The organism is Uruburuella testudinis (assembly GCF_022870865.1).
GTDB lineage: Bacteria > Pseudomonadota > Gammaproteobacteria > Burkholderiales > Neisseriaceae > Neisseria > Neisseria testudinis.
Map to the genome: position 1 here is coordinate 2,009,936 of NZ_CP091508.1, position 17,853 is coordinate 2,027,788.

The window sequence follows — 17,853 nt, forward strand, 5'->3', positions numbered from 1 at the left end:
CCTCGGCCTACTGGTTGTACGGTCTTCGGCTCACTCCTTGTTAGCTACTTTTGTAAATAGATAATAAGCTGAACGGCTATAAATAAACAGATAGATATTCGGATTCTGCAACGATTGAGGCCGTCTGAATGCTGTAAACATGAACTGTACCCCAAAAGTTGGACACCCCCACCAACCCATGAAAGGTACAGTTTTCTTATGTCTAAATACAGCCTACACTTCAAACATCAGGCCGTGATGCGTTATTATGCACTCAGAAGCCAACAACGCACCGCAGACGAGCTTCAAATATCCCGAACCCACTTACGCCGATGGATTGCCGCCTACGAACGAGCAGGCATCCACGCGCTGGAGCACCCTCAAAGCACCATGTCCAAACAACGCAAAAACCCCTTTATTACCGACAAACCCGATGCCGAAAAAACACAGGCAGAGCTATTAGAAGAAGTCGCCTACCTCAGAGCGGAGAACGCTTATCTAAAAAAGCTCGATGCGCTGATGAAGCGCGCAAACCCAACCGAGAAAAAGCCCGCATCATCGAAGCATTAAAAACAGAACACCCGCTAAAATATCTTTGCGAATCTGCCGAACTGTCACACAGCAGCTTCTACTTCAGCAGAAAAAGCAACCAAAAGCCCGACAAAGATCAGGCAGATATGGAAGCAGTATACGCCGTTTACCAGCAGCACAAAGGCTGTTACGGACAAAGGCGCATTGCCGCCGCACTGTCATGGAACACCAAGAAAGTAGCGCGGCTGATGAAAAAAATGAATTTGAAAGCCATCGTCAGAGCCAAGCGAAAATACTACCCGCCGGCGATGGGCGAAACATCCGAGAATCTGTTGAAGCGCAACTTTAACGCCAACACACCCGACGAGAAATGGCTGACCGATGTCACCGAATTCAAATGCGACGGTCAAAAGCTGTATCTGTCGCCGATACTCGATTTGTATAACCGCGAAATCCGCAGCTATCACCTGTCGCGCCGCCCGAACAGCGAAATGGTAACGACCATGCTGTCACAGGCAGTGGCGCAACTGGGCGCACGCAAACCGATGCTGCACTCCGACCAGGGCGTATTGTATCGTTGCCATGCGTATCGTGAGCAATTGGCAGAGGCAGGCATCACCCAAAGCATGTCGCGCAAAGGCAATTGCTGGGATAATGCGCCGATGGAGAGTTTTTTCGCAATATTGAAGACGGAATGTTTCTACAACCGGACTTTTGCTTCGATAGAGGAATTGGAGGCGGAAATACATGACTATATCCGCTACTACAATCATGAGCGATTGAGTTTGAATTTGAAAAAACTGAGCCCTGTGGCATACAGAACTCAGTTTGCAACCGCCGCTTGAAGCGTGATTGATTCAGCGGTTTGAAAATATCCAAGATTTGGGGGGCAGTTCAACATTCAGACGGCCTCATATACACACAAATATACATCTGTTTAGGTCACATCATTCTATTGATAAACCGCTACCGACAACAGATACTGCTACCCACATTCTAGAACTTTCTCATCATTCGATTCGCAGAGCTTTGCGAATCGCGCCAATATTTCCAAAGCAGCAATGCCGCCCCCATCAACAGCCGTTGGCGCCAGCGTAACGGTAAAAATACGCTGTTCCACAACAGGCGGCTGGAAGGCAGGCCGTTGCTCAGGCTGAGTGCTTGATGCGTTAAACCCACCGCCTTGTTGAAACCGCTGTCGATAATGCTTTGCTGCTCACGTGCTTTTTGCTGTTTAAGATATTCCGCTGCAATTTTCAAGCGGGTCAGCTGCGCTTGCAACTCCAGCAACTCCCGTTGTTCGTTGGCATTTATTTTCATTGTTCCTGCTCCTTTCTTGCCGGCTCGGAGCCGCCACCTGTTTGGCCGCGCAAGTAAGCGATATCCTGCTGCATATCCTGCAAAGTGGCCATCACTTGGCTGCTGCGGTTGCGCCAAGTGGAAACTGCCCAGGCCAATAATGCGGCTACAGCCAATAGCGATACAGCGGCAATACTGAAAAACACCCAAATTTTGGTTTGATTGTCCAATACGCTGTTTAATCCGAACAGCAAGCTGGACAAGCCCAATAAAGCCATAACGGCAGCAAAAACAATGGCGCCGATGATTCTCAACACGCTGCCGGCCTGGGCATTTAAATCAAGCGCCAACAAACGCAGGCGCAATACCATCAAATCACTGCCCTGATACAGCAGTGTTTTAAAATGCCGGATATGGTTTCCCAAGCTACTCATGATTCTCCCTTGTTTGCATGATCTGAATGTATTACCCCGCCGGGTATGATGAAACAGCCGGCTTCGGCAGGTTTTCAAAATCGGTATTGCACAACGCCTGCCATCTCTCCGGTACGATATATATCAATATAAGATGCGCTTAGGGCATCCTGACGGAGCATTCATTGCAGATTGAAGATACCGTAAAAAGCCGCCCGGCCGCAGGCTGTGGTTCTGCATACGGGCGGCAATCGGAAATGGGGCTGAGGCCGTCTGAATCATAAATCGCAACGGCTCAAATCACCCGATGCAAACGGGCTTAACGGCGGTTGAGCAAAACACCTACAACCAAGCCTGCCAGTGCGGCAAAACCCATAGCGTAATAAGGTTTGTCTTGAATCAGCTCATCGGTATGGCGGGCAGCGCCGCGGGCCTTTTCGGCGGTGTAATGCGCGCCTTCGCGTACGCGGTCGGCGGCTTCGCGGGCTTTGTCGGCAGCAGCCGATTCAAAATCGGCAAACTGTGCTTTAACCTTGCTCAATTGCTCTTGTGCTTTAACTTTCAAGGCTTTGGCTTCTTCTGTGCCGGCTTCAACACCGGTGTCATACAGGCTTTCCACTTCTTGCAACACGTTGCGCACTTCTTTCATCAGGGCTTCTTTTTGGGCTTCGAATTCACGATCTTTACGCATCATACTCTCCTTGTGTTTAAGTGAAAAAACGGCGGTATTTCCTGTCGCCTTGTTTTTCAATATAACGGCATTTTGTAAAATTGCAAGGAAATTGATTTTTATTTTAATAAAATAAGGCCGTCTGAACATTTTCAGACAGCCTTTATCAAGTTACGCCGATATCCGGATTTAAACCTTACGCATGTGCATCCGCTACTACCGGCAGCAGTGCTTCGTTTTCATCATGCGTAGCACCTTCCAGCGCCAGCAGCCGTTGCTGTTCGGCGCGGGCATCTTGGCCGGTTTCGTCAAACACTTTGGCCAATGCCAAACGCGCCTGCACGCTCGGTGTGATGGCGAGGCTGGCTTCAAGATAGCCCTGTGCCTTACCCCAAAGTTGTTTGCTGTAAGCCAGCTGCCCCAAATGCATCAGCAGGCGGGCATCTTTGGGGCGGCTTTTGAGCCAGCCGTCGGCTGTGTCGATGGCTTTGCGTTGGGCTTTTTCATCCAGATAGCGCACACTGTGCACAAACGGTTCCAGCAATTCTGCCTGCTGGGTGTGCGGATAATACTGGCCGACCCATTTGACAGCCTGGTCATACAAACCCAGCGCCGCATATTTTTCGGCAATCGGCAAACACAATTCGCCTGTTTTCTGTGCATCGGGAATGCGCTTCAGGCAGGCTTTCAGGCCGCTGCTGTCGGTGGCTAGCGCCAACAGGCGGCGGTATGCCCAGCTTTGATACTGGCCGGCTTCGTATTCGTTGATGGCACCGGCCTTTAAAAGCTTGGCGGTTTTATCCAACACATCAAGGGCGTTGCCGTGATCGAAGGCATAACGCAGTTGCAGGCGCACCAGGCGGGTCAGGTGGGGGTTGATTTGCGCAGCCGCGGTGATGTTGCTTTCTGCGGCGGGATAATCGCGGCGGCTCAATGCCGATTCGGCCAGTAGCAAATGGCGTGAAAGCTGCTGTTTGGCCGGCAGCGCGGCGATGTCTTGCAGATATTGGTCGCGCAATGCGGTGTCGTCCATCTGGTCGGCGGCATGTGCGCCCAACATCAGCGCCAGCGTGCGATTGTCGCCGGCTTCTTTGTTGGCCAGCACCTTGGCGGCTTCTTGCTCGGCTTTTTGATATTTGCCTTCAAAAAAGGCCAGGCCGGCATTATTCAGCGCTGTGCCGGCCTGACGGCCTTTGCGTTTGACACCGAAGCGCTGCATCCGCCCGGGCACATGCAAAATACCGGCAATCAGGCGCACCAGCAGATAAAGCACCACCACCAGCGCAATCAGGCCGAGAATAAAGGCATGCAGATTCACGCGCAGCATGGTTTGTTCAGCCACGATATACACATTGCCGCTATACGTGCTGGCGGCCATCGCCAGGCCGACAGCAACGGCAAACAGCACAATAATCCAAATCAGGCCTCTCATGCTTGATCCCCTTTCACTGCGTCAGGTGCAGATGCCGGTTTGGCGGCGGGCGCGGCCGTGCCGGCAGACGAAGCGGGCGCGGCCTCAGGCTCGGAAGCAGCAGCCGGAGCCGAGGCGGCGGCAGGCTCTGATGCGGTGCTTTCCGCAGCGGCATCAGGCAGCGCATCCGGATGGGCGGTGCGCAGATTGTCTTGATAAGCGCGCACGGCGGTCAGGCTGGCTTTGAGCGGGTCATCGGCAATCATGCGCACATCAAGCGCTTTTAAATCCGACAATTCTTTCAACCACGATTGGGTGGCCGGCGAGCGGCCGTCGAAATATTGTTTCACCGCCGCTTCGGCGCTGTTCAAATCGCTTTGGAACACTTCGCCGTTATGCTGCATCAGCGCCACGCGGGCATCCAAGAGCCGCAAGCGCAGGTTTTCACGCACGAAATACACTTGCTCGGGCGCCATCAGCATGGCATCGTTATTATTCAGCTTGCGCACTTCCACCATGCCTTTGAGGCCGGCCAAGGTTTTTTCCCATGCTGCCTGCCACCACGGCAGGCCGTCGGTATTTGCCGGCGCGGCGGCGGTCTGCCCCGGCTGCAAAGTGCCGTCAACCATCAGCGGCAAACCGGCCACTGCGGTTTCCAAACGGCCCAAGCGCAGCGATGCGCCGGCCATATCTAAATACGGGCGGTTTTTCAAGGCTGCCAAATCGTTGCTCACGGCTTGTTTAATCGGCAGCAGATCGGGCTGGTCGAAACGGCTCAGGCGGTTTTCGATATTTTCCAGCGTGCTGAGGGCAACCGGCACATTGCCCGACAGCAGCAATTGCTGTGCCGCCAGATTCAACGTGGCTTCGGTTTCGTCTACCAGCCAGTCGGCACGGCCTTTGAGCAGCTCTTGATACGCACGGTTGGCGGCGGCGATTTGCGCGGTATTTTGCTTTTGGCCGTCTGAAAGCTGTGTCAAAGCGGCCTGCACTTCGGTTTGTTTGCGGATATTGTCTTGCAGCAGGCTGGCGTTTTGGCTTTCGCCCAAAGCGGCTTTATCGATTTTCTGGTCGAAGCTCAATTGCTGGGTTTTTAAAATATTCTGCCCCTGCACAAATAAAAAGCCACTGGCCCCCAAGCCCAACAAGGCCAACACCAGCGCACCGGCGGCCAGGCCTTTGCCGGAAGACTGTTTGATCACCACGGGGGCGGGGGCGGCTGTCGGTGTTTGATTGGATTCAGACATGTTTTTTCCTGTGTTGTTGGGTTCCGGGCGACCGGCTGCCGGCGGCACGGGTTCGGGCTTGGTTTCGGATGCGGGCTCCGGCTCGCGCCCTGCTTCGTTTCGGGCGGTGCCGGCCTGCGCCGCTTCGTGTGATTCCGCACTGTCGGGCGCGGCTTCGGGCGGCGTGGCGATGCCGTCGGGCGACACCACAATCGGTTGGGATTGCGCCGCTTGGCCGGATGGGTTTTGCGTTTCGTCGGGCTTCATTGCTTACTCCGTTTCGCGCTGTAAGGTATGCATATCGAGCTGCGCCACCAGCCGGACATTGTCGGCGCCGGCGGCACGCAGCGTGGCGGCTATGCGCTCATGGTGGGTAAAGTATAGCAAGGTTTCGAGAGATTGCGCCAATTCGAGCGGCACTTGTGCAAATAAGGCCGAGGCGATTGCCGACGAAGTCACATATGCGGCTTGCGGTTTTTCTTGCGCAAACAGCGCCCAATCCAATGCCTGAGGCCGTCTGAAATACACTTCGGCAAGCTCGACCGCAAAGCCTTGCCGCCGCAGCGATTGTGCCAAAAAGTCGCGCCCGCCGCGGCCGCGTACAATGAGGATTTTCGCGCTGTGTGCCAGGTTTTGCCATACATCCAGCCGTAACACCGCTTCGCTGTCGTTGCCCGTTTCCGGCGCATAAACCGGCTGCGGGCAATATTGTGCCAAAGCTTTGGCGCTGCCCTGCCCCACGGCAATCTGCACCGGCAGGCCGTCTGAAAAATCCAACAAGGGCGCAGCTGCCGCCACCGCACTCGGGCTGACCCAAAACACCGCATCTGCCGCCCGAAACCTGGCCGGCAACTGCTGTAAGGCGGCGGCATCGGCTTCGATGCGGATGGGGCTGAACGGCACAGCGCGCCAACCTGCCGCCGCGCAAGCCTGCATTTCGGCGGCGGCACGGCCTTCGGGGCGGGTAATCAATAATGTGGGCATGGTTTTCAGACGGCCTTATCGATGGATGTCATCTGTTTCGGAACATACAAAAGCGGATACTTGCAGCACTCAAATAGGATGCCGGCAGAAATAACAACAGGCCGTCTGAAAATCCATCATCTCTTTCAGACGGCCTTTGCTTCGTTTTTTATTGTTCGGCCAAAATGGCTTGAATCAATTCTATCGCGCCATCTTCGGCCAGCTTTTTTGCCACGGCGCGGCCGAGTGCATCGGCATAGGCCAACGGCGCCTCGGCCTGTGCCTGCAAAGTCACGGAGCCGTCGGGGTGGCCGACCAGGCCATGCAGGGTGAGCAGGCCGTCTGCTTCAGTGCAATAGGCGGCCAGCGGCACTTGGCAGCTGCCGTCAAGCGCACGGGCAAGTGCGCGTTCGGCGCTTACGCAGGCGTTGGTTACGGCATGGTTGAGCGGATTGAGTGCTTCGAGCAAATCATAGCGGTGGGCGGCGATTTCGATACCGAGCGCGCCCTGTCCGGCTGCGGGCAGGCTGTCGAGCGGCGACAAAATCAGGCGGATGCGTTCATCAAGGCCGAGCCGCTGCAAACCGGCGGCAGCGAGAATGATGGCATCGTATTCGCCCTTATCAAGCTTGCCCAAACGGGTTTGCACGTTGCCGCGCAGGGGTTTGATGTTGAGATGGGGATAGCGGGCGCGCAATTGGGCTTCGCGGCGCAGGCTGGAGGTGCCCACTACTGCGCCGTGCGGCAAGTCTTCCAGCCGCTCGTATCGGTTGGATACAAAGGCATCAAACGGGCTGGCGCGCTCTCCGATGGCGGCCAGCGCGAAGCCTTCGGGCAAATCCATCGGCACGTCTTTAATCGAATGCACGGCCAAATCGGCACGCCCCTCTTGCAGCGCCTGCTCCAGCTCTTTGATAAACAGGCCTTTGCCGCCGATTTTGGAAAGGGTTTTGTCGAGGATTTGGTCGCCGCGGGTAGTCATGCCGAGTATCTGCACGTCGCACTCGGGGTAAAGGGCTTGCAGGCGCGCCTGAATGTGTTCGGCCTGCCACATGGCCAGTGCGCTTTCGCGGCTGGCGATAATGAGTTTGCTTGGGGAAGTCATAAATAAAGCTCGCAAATGCGTGAATACGGATGCGGGCAAGTCTACCATGATTTGCGTAGTTTTTCAGACGGCATGCTGCATCAACAGGCCGTCTGAAACCTAAACAGCGCTTTTTTTCAGACGGCCATGATGTCTACTTTGGGCAGATACAGCACATCGTAGGTCGGTTTGTTGAGCAAATCGGCCAGAGTAAAGCCGTCGAGATAATTGAGAAAGGCTTTGATGCCGCCGCCGATAATGCCGGCCAGGCGGCAGTTGGGCGAAATCAGGCAGTCGTTATTAGGGCCCATGCATTCGACCATCTGCATCGGCTCCATATGACGCACCACCGCGCCGATGTTGATCTGCTCCGGCTCACACGCCAGCTTGAGGCCGCCGCCCTTGCCGCGCATGCTGGTTAGAAAACCGCCTTTTACCAGTGCAGTAACCACTTTCATCAAGTGGCTTTTGGAAATGCCGTAGGTGTCGGCGATGGTGCCGATATTGACCAGCGCATCATCGTTAATGGCGCTGTAAATCAGCACACGCAAGGCGTAATCGGTGTGTTGGGTCAAATACATAGGTGTATCTCTGCTAAGCTGTCACGTATGGTGTAATCATACCTGAATTTGATTTATTTTCAATTAAGTTTCATAATATATGAAACTTATAAAATAATCCAACCACGGGCACAACCATGAAACCTCTAAAACGCCACCCCGATTTAATCGAACGCTCACGCGAGCATCATCATTCATTGGCATTATGCGTGCGTATCCTGCGCGACCCCGCCGCCACACATCAAACCGATATCGAAGCCCACCGCCCTGATTTGCTGGCTCATTTTCAGGCTGAAGAGCAACAGTTTGCACCTCATTGGCCGGCACTCGATGAAAAACTGCGCAGCCGCTTTGAGGCCGACCACGCCGGGCTGCGCGATATGCTGGCGCACCCGCAATATCAAAATAGTGAGTGGAACCGCCGCTTGGCCGTTACCTTGCGTGATCACGCCCGCTTTGAAGAGCGCGAGCTGTTTCCGGCCATTGAGCCTTTTCTGGATACGCCGTAACCGTTTTTCAGACGGCCTGCCTGTATTCAAAAATCAAGCCGCAACCACACCCGAACCACTTGCAAAACCCTAAAAGGAACCACCATGACTATGCTGTTCAAACACCCTGTTTGGGCCATGGCTTTCCGCCCGTTTTACGCGCTGGCGGCGCTTTTCGGCGCGGCCTCAATACTGCTGTGGGGCTTCGGCTACCCGGGCACGCCTGATTTGCCTTCGTTTTACTGGCATGCCCACGAAATGATTTGGGGCTATGCCGGTGCGGTGGTGGTGGGCTTTCTGCTCACGGCCGTGGCCACCTGGACCGGCCAGCCGCCTACCCGCGGCGGTGCATTATTCGGCCTGACCGCGGTTTGGCTGCTGGCGCGGATTGCCGCGCTCGTTCCCGGCGGTGCCGCGGTAAGCGGTGTGGCCGGTACGGTGTTTTTCTGGTATGCGGCGGTGTGCATGGCGCTGCCGGTCATACGCAGCCGCAATTCGCGCAACTATATCGCCGTGGCGGCGCTGGTTTTGTTCGGCCTCACCCATGCGGTGTTCCACCTTTATTTGCAGCCGTTCCAACCCGGCGCACTGCTCAACGGCCTGCTCTCGGGGCTGGTGATGGTGGCGGGCTTTATCGGCCTCGTGGGCATGCGCATCATCTCGTTTTTTACCGCCAAACGTTTGAACATTGCGCAAGTAGCCAGCCCGATGTGGGTGGCTTTGGCCGCGTTGGTGCTGCCGATGCTGATGGCGGTGCTGATGATGCTGCAAACAGCATTGCCGTTAGCCGGCCTGCTGGGCGTGGCCGCCGGTGTGATCAATTTGGTGCAGGTGTGCCGCTGGTGGCATAAAGGGGTGTTGCGCGAGCCGATGCTGTGGGTGCTTTTCGCCGGCTATGCCTTTACCGCTCTGGGGCTGTTGGTAACCGGCCTGGCGCAATGGCTGCCCGCCTATCTTTCTTTAGGTGTGCATTTAATCGGCGTGGGCGGCATCGGCCTGCTCACCGTCGGCATGATGGCGCGTACCGCACTCGGGCATACCGGCCACCCGATTTACCCTGCTCCCAAACCCGTATCTTTGGCTTTTTGGCTGATGATAGCTGCCACTCTGATACGTATTCTGGCCACTTTTGTCAGCGGCACGGCCTATACCCACAGCATCCGCTGCTCCGCCGTTCTGTTTACCCTCTCGCTGCTGCTGTATGCCTGGCGCTACATCCCCTGGCTGCTGAAACCGCGCGCAGACGGCAAGGCAGGCTAGGGTATCCTGACCATTCATATATCATCATTTTTTTGCGTTAAAAGCACATTTGCTGCGTTTTCAGGGGCAAAATACACTCTTAAATCAAACGGTCAGGATACCCTAAACCCCGGCCTCCGACACCATGCAACCCTCAGGCCGTCTGAAAAAACTTTTCAGACGGCCTGCTTGCGCTTAAACTACCTACACCGATTCATCCGCCAATCCTGCTCATACTGAGAAGAAGCCAACGCGGTTAGATTATTTTTACCAATGGGCATAACATAAAAATTCAGCCTGCCCGCAGCTGCCCGGCACGATTTAAACCCACTCCAAACCATCGAAAGGACGTTTCATGGCAAACCGCATCAAAATAGGCATCGTCGGCGCCACCGGCTACACCGGCGTCGAATTATTGCGCCTGCTGGCCCTTCATCCCGGTGCAGAAGTGACCGCCATTACCAGCCGCAGCGAAGCCGGTGTGCACGTAGCCGATTATTTTCCCAGCCTGCGCGGTATTTATGATTTAGCGTTCCAAACGCCCGAAGAAGCAGGGCTGGAACAATGCGATTTGGTATTTTTCGCCACACCGCACGGCGTTGCCATGCGCGATGCCCCCGCCCTGCTCGAGCAAGGCGTGCGCGTGGTCGATTTATCGGCCGATTTCCGCATCAAAGACATCCCCACCTGGGAGCAATGGTACGGCATGCCCTTTACCGCCGCCGAAACCCTGCAAGAAGCCGTGTACGGCCTGTGCGAGCTTAACCGCGAATCCATCAAAACCGCCCGCTTGGTTGCCAACCCCGGCTGCTACCCCACCTGCGTATCATTGCCGCTGCTGCCGCTGTTGCAGCACAACCTCGTCAATACCGGCATGCCGCTGATTGCCGACTGCAAATCCGGCGTTTCCGGTGCCGGCAGAAAAGCCGCCGTCGGCACCTTGTTTTGCGAAGCCGGCGACAACTTTAAAGCCTATGGCATCGGCGGTCACCGCCACCTGCCCGAAATCAAACAAACCATCTCTGCCCTGCAAGCCGATGCGGCCAAAGGCTTTGTGTTTGTGCCCCATCTCACCCCGGTTATCCGCGGTATGCACGCCACCCAATACGTTCATCTGCAAGCAGACTGCAACCCGCACGATATTTTGAGCAGCTTTTACCGCAACAGCCCGTTTGTAGACGTTATGCCGCCGGGCAGCACCCCCGAAACCCGCAGTGTGCGCGGCGCCAATATCTGCCGCATCAGCGTGCAGAAAGCCCCCCAAAGCGATGTGTGGATACTGCTCTCGGTGATCGACAACCTGGTCAAAGGCGCTGCCGGCCAAGCCGTGCAAAACATGAACATCATGTTTGGCTTCGACGAAACCGCCGGTTTGCAAACCGCGCCTTTGTTGCCATAATTTTCTTGCCAACCAACAACATCATGCCGTCTGAAACATTTTCAGACGGCATGATGTTGTTGGCCAAGCCAAAGCAGCTCCGCTTCCATTCATGAATGGGCATTAACTGCCGAAACAATAGCTTGCTTTTGCAAATAGCCAGCAGATATTTACCAATGATATGCCGATGCAAATCGATCGGTAGCCGCCACCAGCGCGGCGGCCACGTCACCTTCTGTTGCGGCATGCCCGCCCTGCACAATGCGCAAATCCGCCTGCGGCCACGCCTGATACAACGCCCAGGCGCTGTGCATCGGCGTACACATATCATAGCGCCCCTGCACAATCACGGCAGGAATATCGCGGATTTGGGCAATATTGGCCAAAATTGCCCGCCCGCCTTCCAGCCAGCCCAAATTCATAAAATAATGGTTTTCAATGCGGGCAATCGCAAGTGCACCGTAAGCATCGTTGCTGACCGGCTCCGGCTCAAACTGAACCAGATAGCTTTCCCAATCTTCCCAAGCCTTGGCCGCCTGCAAGCGCTGCTGCTCATCATCGCCGAATAACAATTCATGATAAGCCCGCACCAACCGATTACGCTTATCCACCGCAATCGGCGCAATATATTGCTGCCATTGCTCGGGATAAATCCGGCTGGCGCCACCCGCCTCGTTGAGCCAATCGATTTCATGTTGGCAGCACAGAAAAATTCCGCGCAAAATCAAACCCGCCACCCGCTCGGGATGGGTTTGGGCATAGGCCAACGCCAACGTGCTGCCCCACGAACCGCCGAACACCAGCCAACGCCCGATGTCGAGCATATCGCGCACTTTTTCAATATCCGCCACCAAATCCCAAGTGGTATTGTCTTCCACACAGGCATACGGCGTGGAGCGCCCGCAGCCGCGCTGGTCGATGATGATGATGCGGTAAATTTCGGGGTTGAAAAAACTTCTGCACACCGGCGGAGCACCCGCCCCCGGCCCGCCGTGCAGAAAAATCACCGGTTTGCCTGTCGGGCTGCCCGATTCTTCCCAATAAATCTGATGCACAGGCGATACCTGCAACCAGCCGCTGCGGTTGGTTTCACAAACGGGATACATCTGTTTCCTTTCGGTATTTTTATAAACAAGGCCGTCTGAAACATTTCAGACGGCCTTAGGGGTGACCTAATGTATTGTTTATGATGGGACTTTTGTTCCTAAAATGCAAATGCAGATGCGAGGCAAAAAACGCAGCAAGATTAGACATCTTGCAAGGCTTTTTTAACGCAGCAGATGCGTTTTCAGGGGCAAAAAGCACCCGTAAATCAAATTGTCAGGACACCCTAGCGGCAAACGGCTACACAGCCGCTTCTTCCGTTATTTTTTTCGCTGCCGTTTTTTTAAACTGCAACACCACTTCTTCGTTTTTCACATCCCAATCGATGCGCACATAACCGCCTTCGGCCAAGCGCCCGAACAATAATTCGTCGGCCAAAGCCTTGCGGATTTTATCCTGAATCAGGCGGTGCATCGGGCGGGCGCCCATTTGCGGATCAAAGCCTTTTTCGGCCAGATAGGCGCGCAGCGCGGGCGTGAATTCGGCTTCCACTTTTTTATCGGCAAGCTGCTGCTCAAGCTGGAGCAGAAATTTGTCTACCACTTTGATAATCACCGGTTCGCTCAAAGGCGCAAACGGAATAATCGCATCAAGACGGTTGCGGAATTCGGGCGTAAACAATTTGTTGATGGCCTGCATTTCATCACCGCGCTCGCGTTTGCCGGTAAAGCCCACGCTCGGCCGGCTCAAGCTTTCCGCGCCGGCATTGGTGGTCATAATGATAATCACATTGCGGAAATCGGCGCTTTTACCGTTGTTGTCGGTGAGTTTGCCGTGATCCATCACTTGCAGCAACACGTTGAAAATATCGGGGTGGGCTTTTTCGATTTCATCGAGCAGCAACACGCAAAACGGCTGTTTGTTCACCGCTTCGGTCAGCAGCCCTCCCTGTTCGAAACCTACATAGCCCGGCGGCGAACCAATCAGCCGCGCTACGGCATGGCGCTCCATATATTCCGACATATCAAAGCGTTGCAGCGTAACACCGAGTGAAAAAGCCAGCTGGCGCGCCACTTCGGTTTTGCCCACGCCGGTGGGGCCGGAAAACAAAAAGCTGCCGATGGGTTTGTCGGGCAGGCTCAAGCCCGATCGTGCCATTTTTACCGCCGCCACCAATGCTTCGATGGCGCTGTCTTGGCCGAATACCATGTTTTTCAGATCACGGCCGAGAAACTGCAAAACCTGTTTGTCGTCGTGCGACACGGTTTTCTCGGGAATGCGCGCCACTTTGGCAATCACCGCTTCAATCTGCGCTTTGCCGATGACTTTTTTCTGTTTCGATTTCGGCAGAATGCGTTGCGCCGCACCCGCTTCATCCATCACATCAATGGCTTTATCCGGCAGAAAACGTTCGTTGATGTAGCGGGCGGAAAGCTCTGCCGCCGCCTCAAGTGCGCCACGGGTGTAGCGCACTTCGTGAAAGTGTTCAAACATGGGCTTGAGGCCGCGCAGAATCTGCACGGTTTCGGCCACACTCGGCTCGGCGATGTCGATTTTTTGAAAACGGCGGCTCAAAGCATGATCTTTGTCGAAAATGGTGCGGTATTCATCGTAAGTGGTGGCGCCGATACAGCGCAACTGACCTTTTGCCAGCGCCGGTTTGAGCAGGTTGGAGGCATCCATGGTGCCGCCCGACACGCTGCCGGCGCCGATAATGGTGTGGATTTCATCGATAAACAACACCGCGTTCGGAATCGTTGCCAATTGTTTCAACACCGCTTTCACACGCGCTTCAAAATCGCCCCGGTATTTGGTGCCGGCCAGCAATGCGCCCATATCCAGCGAAAACACTGCCGCGCCCTTGAGCGTGTCGGGCACTTGGCCGTTAACGATTTGGTGCGCCAAACCCTCGGCCAGCGCGGTTTTACCCACACCGGCCTCGCCCACCAGCAACGGGTTGTTTTTACGGCGGCGGCACAACACCTGCACCAGCCGTTCCATTTCGTGTTTGCGGCCGATTAAAGGGTCGATACGGCCGGCCAACACTTCAGCATTCAGGTTGACGGTATAGCTGCCCAGCGCATCATTTTGGTCGCCCTCTGCCGCACTTTGCTGATAATCGCCTGAGGAACGACCACCCTCGTTGCCCTCTGGCGGCTCACCATGCGCCAAGCAGCGTAAGATGTCGTAGCGGGTAACCGATTGCAGTTGCAAAAAATACACGGCGGGGCTGTCGCTCTCATTCATCAGCGCCACCAACACATCTACCGGCAGCACCTCACGCTTATCGGCGGCCTGCACATGCATCATCGCCCGCTGCAACACCCGCTGGAAGCCGATGGTCGGCTGGGTTTCGGTGTTATCGAGCAATGCTTGCGGCAATACCGGCGTATTTTCCACCACGCTGCTGATCAGCTGTTCCGACAAAATAGCGCAATCGGCGCCGCATTGCTGCAACAGATTGCGTACTTCATCGTTTTGCTCGATCAACACCAGCAAAAGGTGTTCGAGCCCGATCAGCTCATAATGCCGTGCGCGCGCATCGGCATATACATGCTGCAAAATCCGCTCCAATTCGGCCGAAATCATTTATACCTCCTCCACAGTGCATTGCAACGGATGTCCTTCACGCTTGGCGCGCCGCATCACCTGCTGCTGTTTGGTTTGGGCCATATCGAGCGTGTAAACGCCGCACAACCCCTTGCCCTCATGGTGCACAAGCAACATCACCGCCATCGCCCGCGCTTGCGGCAATACAAAAATCTCTGTTAACACGTTTACCACGAAATCCATCGGTGTGTAATCATCGTTGAGCAGATAAACGCCGTATTTTTTCGGCGGCGCGATTTTTTCACGCCTGCTCAAGGCGGCGGCACCGGTTTCACGGCTTGCATTGACATTGCTCATATTAAATCTTTTTAGGCTTTTGAAAAGTGGTTTCTGTTGTATTTTGTGACATTTTAATAAATTTTGAGTTTTTTCCCAAACATTACTTGACTACAATACTTAACAAAGGTAAAAAGCCAGTTAAGCAGAAATCAGGCATGAAGTTTAAAGCGTAATGGTTTGGGAGAAACTCGAAACTTTTAGTTTTACCGCTCTGCCGCATTTTGCTGTATTTTTGTTAATTTTTTAGTATAGGAAGTTCAATGGCAACCGGTATTGTTAAATGGTTTAACGACGCTAAAGGTTTTGGTTTTATCACTCCGGACGAAGGCGGCGAAGATTTGTTTGCTCATTTCTCTGCAATCAATATGGATGGTTTCAAAACCCTGAAAGAAGGCCAACGCGTGTCTTTCGAAGTTACCACCGGCCCCAAAGGCAAACAAGCTGCTAATATTCAAGCTGCTTAATCTATATTGAGTCGGCTCTGCCGATTACAATCATCATGGCGGGTTTTTTATAAAACCCGCTATTTGTTTATCTGCCTTTTTCAGACAGCCTTAGCGTATTCTGCTCATTTCCGCAGCAGCGGCAAAGTCAGTTGCCGCCTTGCCGGGCAGGAAAACCGCATTCTGACCCGGCTCAATGATTTGAAATACACGCTCAAGCCCGAGCACAGCGAAGCCATCGAAAACCCGAGCACAGCGAAGCCATCGAAAACCCGAGCACAGCGAAGCCATCGAAAACCTCAACCGTTATTATCGGCGCCATATTCATCATGAACACGATTAAACCCGGCATTTACCGCCACTACAAAGGCAACCTTTACGAAGTTACCGGCTGCGCCCGCCACTCTGAAAGCGGCGAAACCCTGGTGGTTTACCGCGCACTCTACGGAGAATACGGCCTGTGGGTGCGCCCTGCCGCCATGTTTGCCGAATCTGTGGAAAGCGGCGGTCAGCGCAAGCCGCGCTTCGAATGCATCCGCGTATTTTAGCAGGCCGGCGTAAGTCAAGCCTGCCCGATCCGCTTACTGACCTGCTTTGATTAATCCGATTTTTTCAGACGGCCTATCTCTGTTAGAATGGCCGTCTGAAATTCACATATCCGTATCCACATGAGCATAGCCAACAATAAAAAAGCCTTTCACGATTATTTTATCGAAGAGCAACTCGAAGCCGGCCTGGTATTAGAAGGCTGGGAAGTCAAAGCCGTACGCGCCGGCCGCGTGCAGCTGAAAGAAGCCTACATTCACTGGAAACGCGGGGCATTTTACCTGGTGGGCTGCCACATCACCGCCCTGCCTACAGCCTCCACCCACGTCAAGCCCGACCCGGTGCGCCAGCGCAAACTGCTGTTGAAGCAAAATGAAATCAACAAATTAATCGGCAAAACCGAACGTGCCGGCTATACCATCGTGCCGCTCAACCTGCATTACCACCGCGGCTACATCAAAATGGATATCGGCCTGGCCAAAGGCAAAAAACAGCACGACAAACGCCAAAGCCTGAAAGAAGCCGACTGGAAACGCGAAAAGCAACGTTTGATGAAAAGTGTGCGCTGATACGGCCACACTAATGCCATTCACAAAAATCAGGCTTCACGCTGTTTAATTCATACCATACAAGGAAAACCCCAATGAAACGCCCAATCTTACTGATGATCAGCAGCATCACATTATTATTATCGGCCTGCCAAAGCAGCCAACCCGTTCTGGGTGCCAACGGTGCAGAACAATTAAACAACATCCGCCACCTCTGCATCTTATCCAACCCCAAAAATCCCAATCCCGGCTTAAACCGGCAGATTGCCCAATCTCTGACAAAATACGGCATCAGCAGCGAAACCGTAGATGCTGCCTCTAACCGCAAGCGCCTCTATGAGCCGGAATGCCGCTACAATCTGCGTTACAACACCCGCGGCATCGGCAACAACATGCATTACCTCTCCTTGCTGATCCGCACACCGGAGCATCCGGTTGCCAGCCTGCGCGCCAACCCGAATTTCCGAAATCCGCAAAACCAACAAGCAGAAATCGACCGCATCATCGGCACACTGCTGAACAAAAAATAACCATGGGCTTAATTTCAGACGGCATCGACAATACTGAGGCCGTCTGAACCATCAGCAAGAGCCATTAAGCTTATATCGCTGTCTCGCCCATTTATGTGAAAGTGCATTATTTCTTTGCGTAAAAACATGCAATAATCGTTTCCCGGTTCTTTTCAGACGGCCTCATCATCCCAATAATGAGGCCGTCTGAATCATTCTATAAAGCTGTTGCCATGCCCCAACCTTCTCTTGTTCTGCCGCTTTTTCTGATTATTGCCGGTGCCGTATGGTTTTTAAAAACCACCGGCATCCTGCCCGCCACCGCCACACTGATATCGATTGCCCTGGCCGTTGCCGGCATCGTGGTGCTGCTGATGGACGGCATCAACAAGCAATCGGTGGTGGCCGGCCCCATTCTGATTTACATCGGCGCCGCCGTTTATTTGAAAAGCCAATACCTGCTCGGCTATTCACCGCTGGTGGCACTGGGCATGATGGTGCTCGGCTGCTTATTGCTGCTTTCGCGCAGCAGCATTATTCCCTACAAAATGCCCAAATATCCCGATAAACAATAAACAAAATATATCAGGCCGCCTGAACATACCCGCTCAAAACACACCCCGGCGCTGTCGG

21 protein-coding genes are annotated in these 17,853 nt (G+C 54.2%); 10 read left to right on the forward strand and 11 right to left on the reverse strand.

All coding sequences use genetic code 11. The annotated features are described in order from the left end of the window. Positions 1 to 198: 198 nt before the first annotated feature. Together LVJ83_RS09205 and LVJ83_RS09210 are read left to right on the forward strand one after the other, a co-directional pair. Positions 199 to 549 carry a helix-turn-helix domain-containing protein gene (locus tag LVJ83_RS09205; RefSeq protein WP_244783964.1) on the forward strand — a complete coding sequence of 117 codons (351 nt, stop codon included), beginning with the start codon at positions 199 to 201 and terminating at the stop codon, positions 547 to 549. Continuing rightward, positions 534 to 1,355 (forward strand): IS3 family transposase, encoded by an 822-nt coding sequence (locus LVJ83_RS09210; protein ID WP_244787725.1) that lies wholly within the window; start codon positions 534 to 536, stop codon positions 1,353 to 1,355. The genes LVJ83_RS09205 and LVJ83_RS09210 overlap by 16 nt, the downstream gene beginning before the upstream one ends. Before the next feature lie 151 nt (positions 1,356 to 1,506). Here LVJ83_RS09210 and LVJ83_RS09215 read toward each other — a convergent pair whose 3' ends face one another. The 8 genes from LVJ83_RS09215 to LVJ83_RS09250 form a co-directional block, all read right to left on the reverse strand. Then, positions 1,507 to 1,830: a hypothetical protein gene (locus tag LVJ83_RS09215; RefSeq protein ID WP_244784219.1), complete on the reverse strand. Its 324-nt coding sequence runs from the start codon at positions 1,828 to 1,830 to the stop codon at positions 1,507 to 1,509. Then, positions 1,827 to 2,243 (reverse strand): phage holin family protein, encoded by a 417-nt coding sequence (locus LVJ83_RS09220; RefSeq protein ID WP_244784220.1) that lies wholly within the window; start codon positions 2,241 to 2,243, stop codon positions 1,827 to 1,829. Before LVJ83_RS09220 ends, LVJ83_RS09215 begins: the two co-directional genes overlap by 4 nt. Before the next feature lie 298 nt (positions 2,244 to 2,541). Then, positions 2,542 to 2,916, reverse strand: coding sequence for an ElaB/YgaM/YqjD family protein (locus LVJ83_RS09225; RefSeq protein WP_425315998.1), 375 nt, complete (start codon positions 2,914 to 2,916; stop codon positions 2,542 to 2,544). Between the two features lie 172 nt (positions 2,917 to 3,088). After that, positions 3,089 to 4,324: a heme biosynthesis HemY N-terminal domain-containing protein gene (locus tag LVJ83_RS09230; RefSeq protein ID WP_244784221.1), complete on the reverse strand. Its 1,236-nt coding sequence runs from the start codon at positions 4,322 to 4,324 to the stop codon at positions 3,089 to 3,091. Then, complete coding sequence (locus tag LVJ83_RS09235) at positions 4,321 to 5,796, reverse strand: uroporphyrinogen-III C-methyltransferase (RefSeq protein WP_425315999.1); 1,476 nt, start codon at positions 5,794 to 5,796, stop codon at positions 4,321 to 4,323. The genes LVJ83_RS09230 and LVJ83_RS09235 overlap by 4 nt, the downstream gene beginning before the upstream one ends. A gap of 3 nt (positions 5,797 to 5,799) precedes the next feature. Next, positions 5,800 to 6,513: a uroporphyrinogen-III synthase gene (locus LVJ83_RS09240; protein WP_244784222.1), complete on the reverse strand. Its 714-nt coding sequence runs from the start codon at positions 6,511 to 6,513 to the stop codon at positions 5,800 to 5,802. A 148-nt stretch (positions 6,514 to 6,661) separates the two neighbouring features. Next, positions 6,662 to 7,645 carry a hydroxymethylbilane synthase gene (hemC, locus tag LVJ83_RS09245; RefSeq protein ID WP_244784223.1) on the reverse strand — a complete coding sequence of 328 codons (984 nt, stop codon included), beginning with the start codon at positions 7,643 to 7,645 and terminating at the stop codon, positions 6,662 to 6,664. A gap of 68 nt (positions 7,646 to 7,713) precedes the next feature. Beyond that, the gene (locus LVJ83_RS09250; RefSeq protein ID WP_244784224.1) at positions 7,714 to 8,157 is read right to left on the reverse strand and encodes an RrF2 family transcriptional regulator; all 444 of its coding nucleotides are present in this window, start codon (positions 8,155 to 8,157) and stop codon (positions 7,714 to 7,716) included. 116 nt (positions 8,158 to 8,273) lie between these two features. Here LVJ83_RS09250 and LVJ83_RS09255 point away from each other — a divergent pair, with 116 nt between their 5' ends. From LVJ83_RS09255 to argC, 3 genes are all read left to right on the forward strand, one after another. Beyond that, positions 8,274 to 8,645 (forward strand): hemerythrin domain-containing protein, encoded by a 372-nt coding sequence (locus LVJ83_RS09255; protein ID WP_244784225.1) that lies wholly within the window; start codon positions 8,274 to 8,276, stop codon positions 8,643 to 8,645. 84 nt (positions 8,646 to 8,729) lie between these two features. After that, a complete protein-coding gene (locus LVJ83_RS09260; protein WP_244784226.1) occupies positions 8,730 to 9,884 on the forward strand; it encodes an NnrS family protein in 1,155 nt (384 codons plus the stop codon). A 334-nt stretch (positions 9,885 to 10,218) separates the two neighbouring features. Next, positions 10,219 to 11,262, forward strand: a complete 1,044-nt coding sequence (argC, locus tag LVJ83_RS09265; protein ID WP_244784227.1) for an N-acetyl-gamma-glutamyl-phosphate reductase — start codon at positions 10,219 to 10,221, stop codon at positions 11,260 to 11,262. Positions 11,263 to 11,411: 149 nt separating this feature from the next. Here argC and pip read toward each other — a convergent pair whose 3' ends face one another. The 3 genes from pip to clpS all read right to left on the reverse strand — a co-directional run bounded on the left by pip (position 11,412) and on the right by clpS (position 15,192). Then, on the reverse strand, positions 11,412 to 12,347 hold the full coding sequence (gene pip, locus LVJ83_RS09270; protein ID WP_244784228.1) for a prolyl aminopeptidase: 936 nt from the start codon (positions 12,345 to 12,347) through the stop codon (positions 11,412 to 11,414). A 238-nt stretch (positions 12,348 to 12,585) separates the two neighbouring features. Then, positions 12,586 to 14,874, reverse strand: coding sequence for an ATP-dependent Clp protease ATP-binding subunit ClpA (clpA, locus tag LVJ83_RS09275; protein WP_244784229.1), 2,289 nt, complete (start codon positions 14,872 to 14,874; stop codon positions 12,586 to 12,588). Further along, complete coding sequence (gene clpS, locus LVJ83_RS09280; RefSeq protein WP_244784230.1) at positions 14,875 to 15,192, reverse strand: ATP-dependent Clp protease adapter ClpS; 318 nt, start codon at positions 15,190 to 15,192, stop codon at positions 14,875 to 14,877. A gap of 242 nt (positions 15,193 to 15,434) precedes the next feature. On the opposite strand from clpS, the gene LVJ83_RS09285 reads away from it, so the two are divergent. The 5 genes from LVJ83_RS09285 to LVJ83_RS09305 all read left to right on the forward strand — a co-directional run bounded on the left by LVJ83_RS09285 (position 15,435) and on the right by LVJ83_RS09305 (position 17,795). Beyond that, positions 15,435 to 15,638: a cold-shock protein gene (locus LVJ83_RS09285; RefSeq protein ID WP_016687461.1), complete on the forward strand. Its 204-nt coding sequence runs from the start codon at positions 15,435 to 15,437 to the stop codon at positions 15,636 to 15,638. Positions 15,639 to 15,946: 308 nt separating this feature from the next. Further along, positions 15,947 to 16,165, forward strand: coding sequence for a DUF1653 domain-containing protein (locus tag LVJ83_RS09290; protein WP_244784231.1), 219 nt, complete (start codon positions 15,947 to 15,949; stop codon positions 16,163 to 16,165). A gap of 120 nt (positions 16,166 to 16,285) precedes the next feature. Next, a complete protein-coding gene (smpB, locus tag LVJ83_RS09295; RefSeq protein WP_244784232.1) occupies positions 16,286 to 16,732 on the forward strand; it encodes an SsrA-binding protein SmpB in 447 nt (148 codons plus the stop codon). A gap of 74 nt (positions 16,733 to 16,806) precedes the next feature. After that, a complete protein-coding gene (locus LVJ83_RS09300; RefSeq protein ID WP_244784233.1) occupies positions 16,807 to 17,241 on the forward strand; it encodes a hypothetical protein in 435 nt (144 codons plus the stop codon). 212 nt (positions 17,242 to 17,453) lie between these two features. Continuing rightward, on the forward strand, positions 17,454 to 17,795 hold the full coding sequence (locus tag LVJ83_RS09305; protein ID WP_244784234.1) for a LiaF transmembrane domain-containing protein: 342 nt from the start codon (positions 17,454 to 17,456) through the stop codon (positions 17,793 to 17,795). Positions 17,796 to 17,853: the final 58 nt, after the last annotated feature.

Excerpts from the sequence above, each read along its gene's own strand:
- LVJ83_RS09205 (WP_244783964.1), top strand. The coding sequence starts at position 199 with ATGTCTAAATACAGCCTACACTTCAAACATCAGGCCGTGATGCGTTAT.
- LVJ83_RS09230 (WP_244784221.1), bottom strand. The coding sequence starts at position 4,324 with ATGAGAGGCCTGATTTGGATTATTGTGCTGTTTGCCGTTGCTGTCGGC.
- LVJ83_RS09250 (WP_244784224.1), bottom strand. The coding sequence starts at position 8,157 with ATGTATTTGACCCAACACACCGATTACGCCTTGCGTGTGCTGATTTAC.
- LVJ83_RS09215 (WP_244784219.1), bottom strand. The coding sequence starts at position 1,830 with ATGAAAATAAATGCCAACGAACAACGGGAGTTGCTGGAGTTGCAAGCG.
- LVJ83_RS09290 (WP_244784231.1), top strand. The coding sequence starts at position 15,947 with ATGAACACGATTAAACCCGGCATTTACCGCCACTACAAAGGCAACCTT.
- LVJ83_RS09240 (WP_244784222.1), bottom strand. The coding sequence starts at position 6,513 with ATGCCCACATTATTGATTACCCGCCCCGAAGGCCGTGCCGCCGCCGAA.
- clpS (WP_244784230.1), bottom strand. The coding sequence starts at position 15,192 with ATGAGCAATGTCAATGCAAGCCGTGAAACCGGTGCCGCCGCCTTGAGC.
- LVJ83_RS09285 (WP_016687461.1), top strand. The coding sequence starts at position 15,435 with ATGGCAACCGGTATTGTTAAATGGTTTAACGACGCTAAAGGTTTTGGT.
- LVJ83_RS09300 (WP_244784233.1), top strand. The coding sequence starts at position 16,807 with ATGAAACGCCCAATCTTACTGATGATCAGCAGCATCACATTATTATTA.
- argC (WP_244784227.1), top strand. The coding sequence starts at position 10,219 with ATGGCAAACCGCATCAAAATAGGCATCGTCGGCGCCACCGGCTACACC.
- LVJ83_RS09260 (WP_244784226.1), top strand. The coding sequence starts at position 8,730 with ATGACTATGCTGTTCAAACACCCTGTTTGGGCCATGGCTTTCCGCCCG.
- clpA (WP_244784229.1), bottom strand. The coding sequence starts at position 14,874 with ATGATTTCGGCCGAATTGGAGCGGATTTTGCAGCATGTATATGCCGAT.
- LVJ83_RS09255 (WP_244784225.1), top strand. The coding sequence starts at position 8,274 with ATGAAACCTCTAAAACGCCACCCCGATTTAATCGAACGCTCACGCGAG.
- LVJ83_RS09305 (WP_244784234.1), top strand. The coding sequence starts at position 17,454 with ATGCCCCAACCTTCTCTTGTTCTGCCGCTTTTTCTGATTATTGCCGGT.
- LVJ83_RS09220 (WP_244784220.1), bottom strand. The coding sequence starts at position 2,243 with ATGAGTAGCTTGGGAAACCATATCCGGCATTTTAAAACACTGCTGTAT.
- smpB (WP_244784232.1), top strand. The coding sequence starts at position 16,286 with ATGAGCATAGCCAACAATAAAAAAGCCTTTCACGATTATTTTATCGAA.
- LVJ83_RS09225 (WP_425315998.1), bottom strand. The coding sequence starts at position 2,916 with ATGATGCGTAAAGATCGTGAATTCGAAGCCCAAAAAGAAGCCCTGATG.
- LVJ83_RS09235 (WP_425315999.1), bottom strand. The coding sequence starts at position 5,796 with ATGAAGCCCGACGAAACGCAAAACCCATCCGGCCAAGCGGCGCAATCC.
- pip (WP_244784228.1), bottom strand. The coding sequence starts at position 12,347 with ATGTATCCCGTTTGTGAAACCAACCGCAGCGGCTGGTTGCAGGTATCG.
- hemC (WP_244784223.1), bottom strand. The coding sequence starts at position 7,645 with ATGGTAGACTTGCCCGCATCCGTATTCACGCATTTGCGAGCTTTATTT.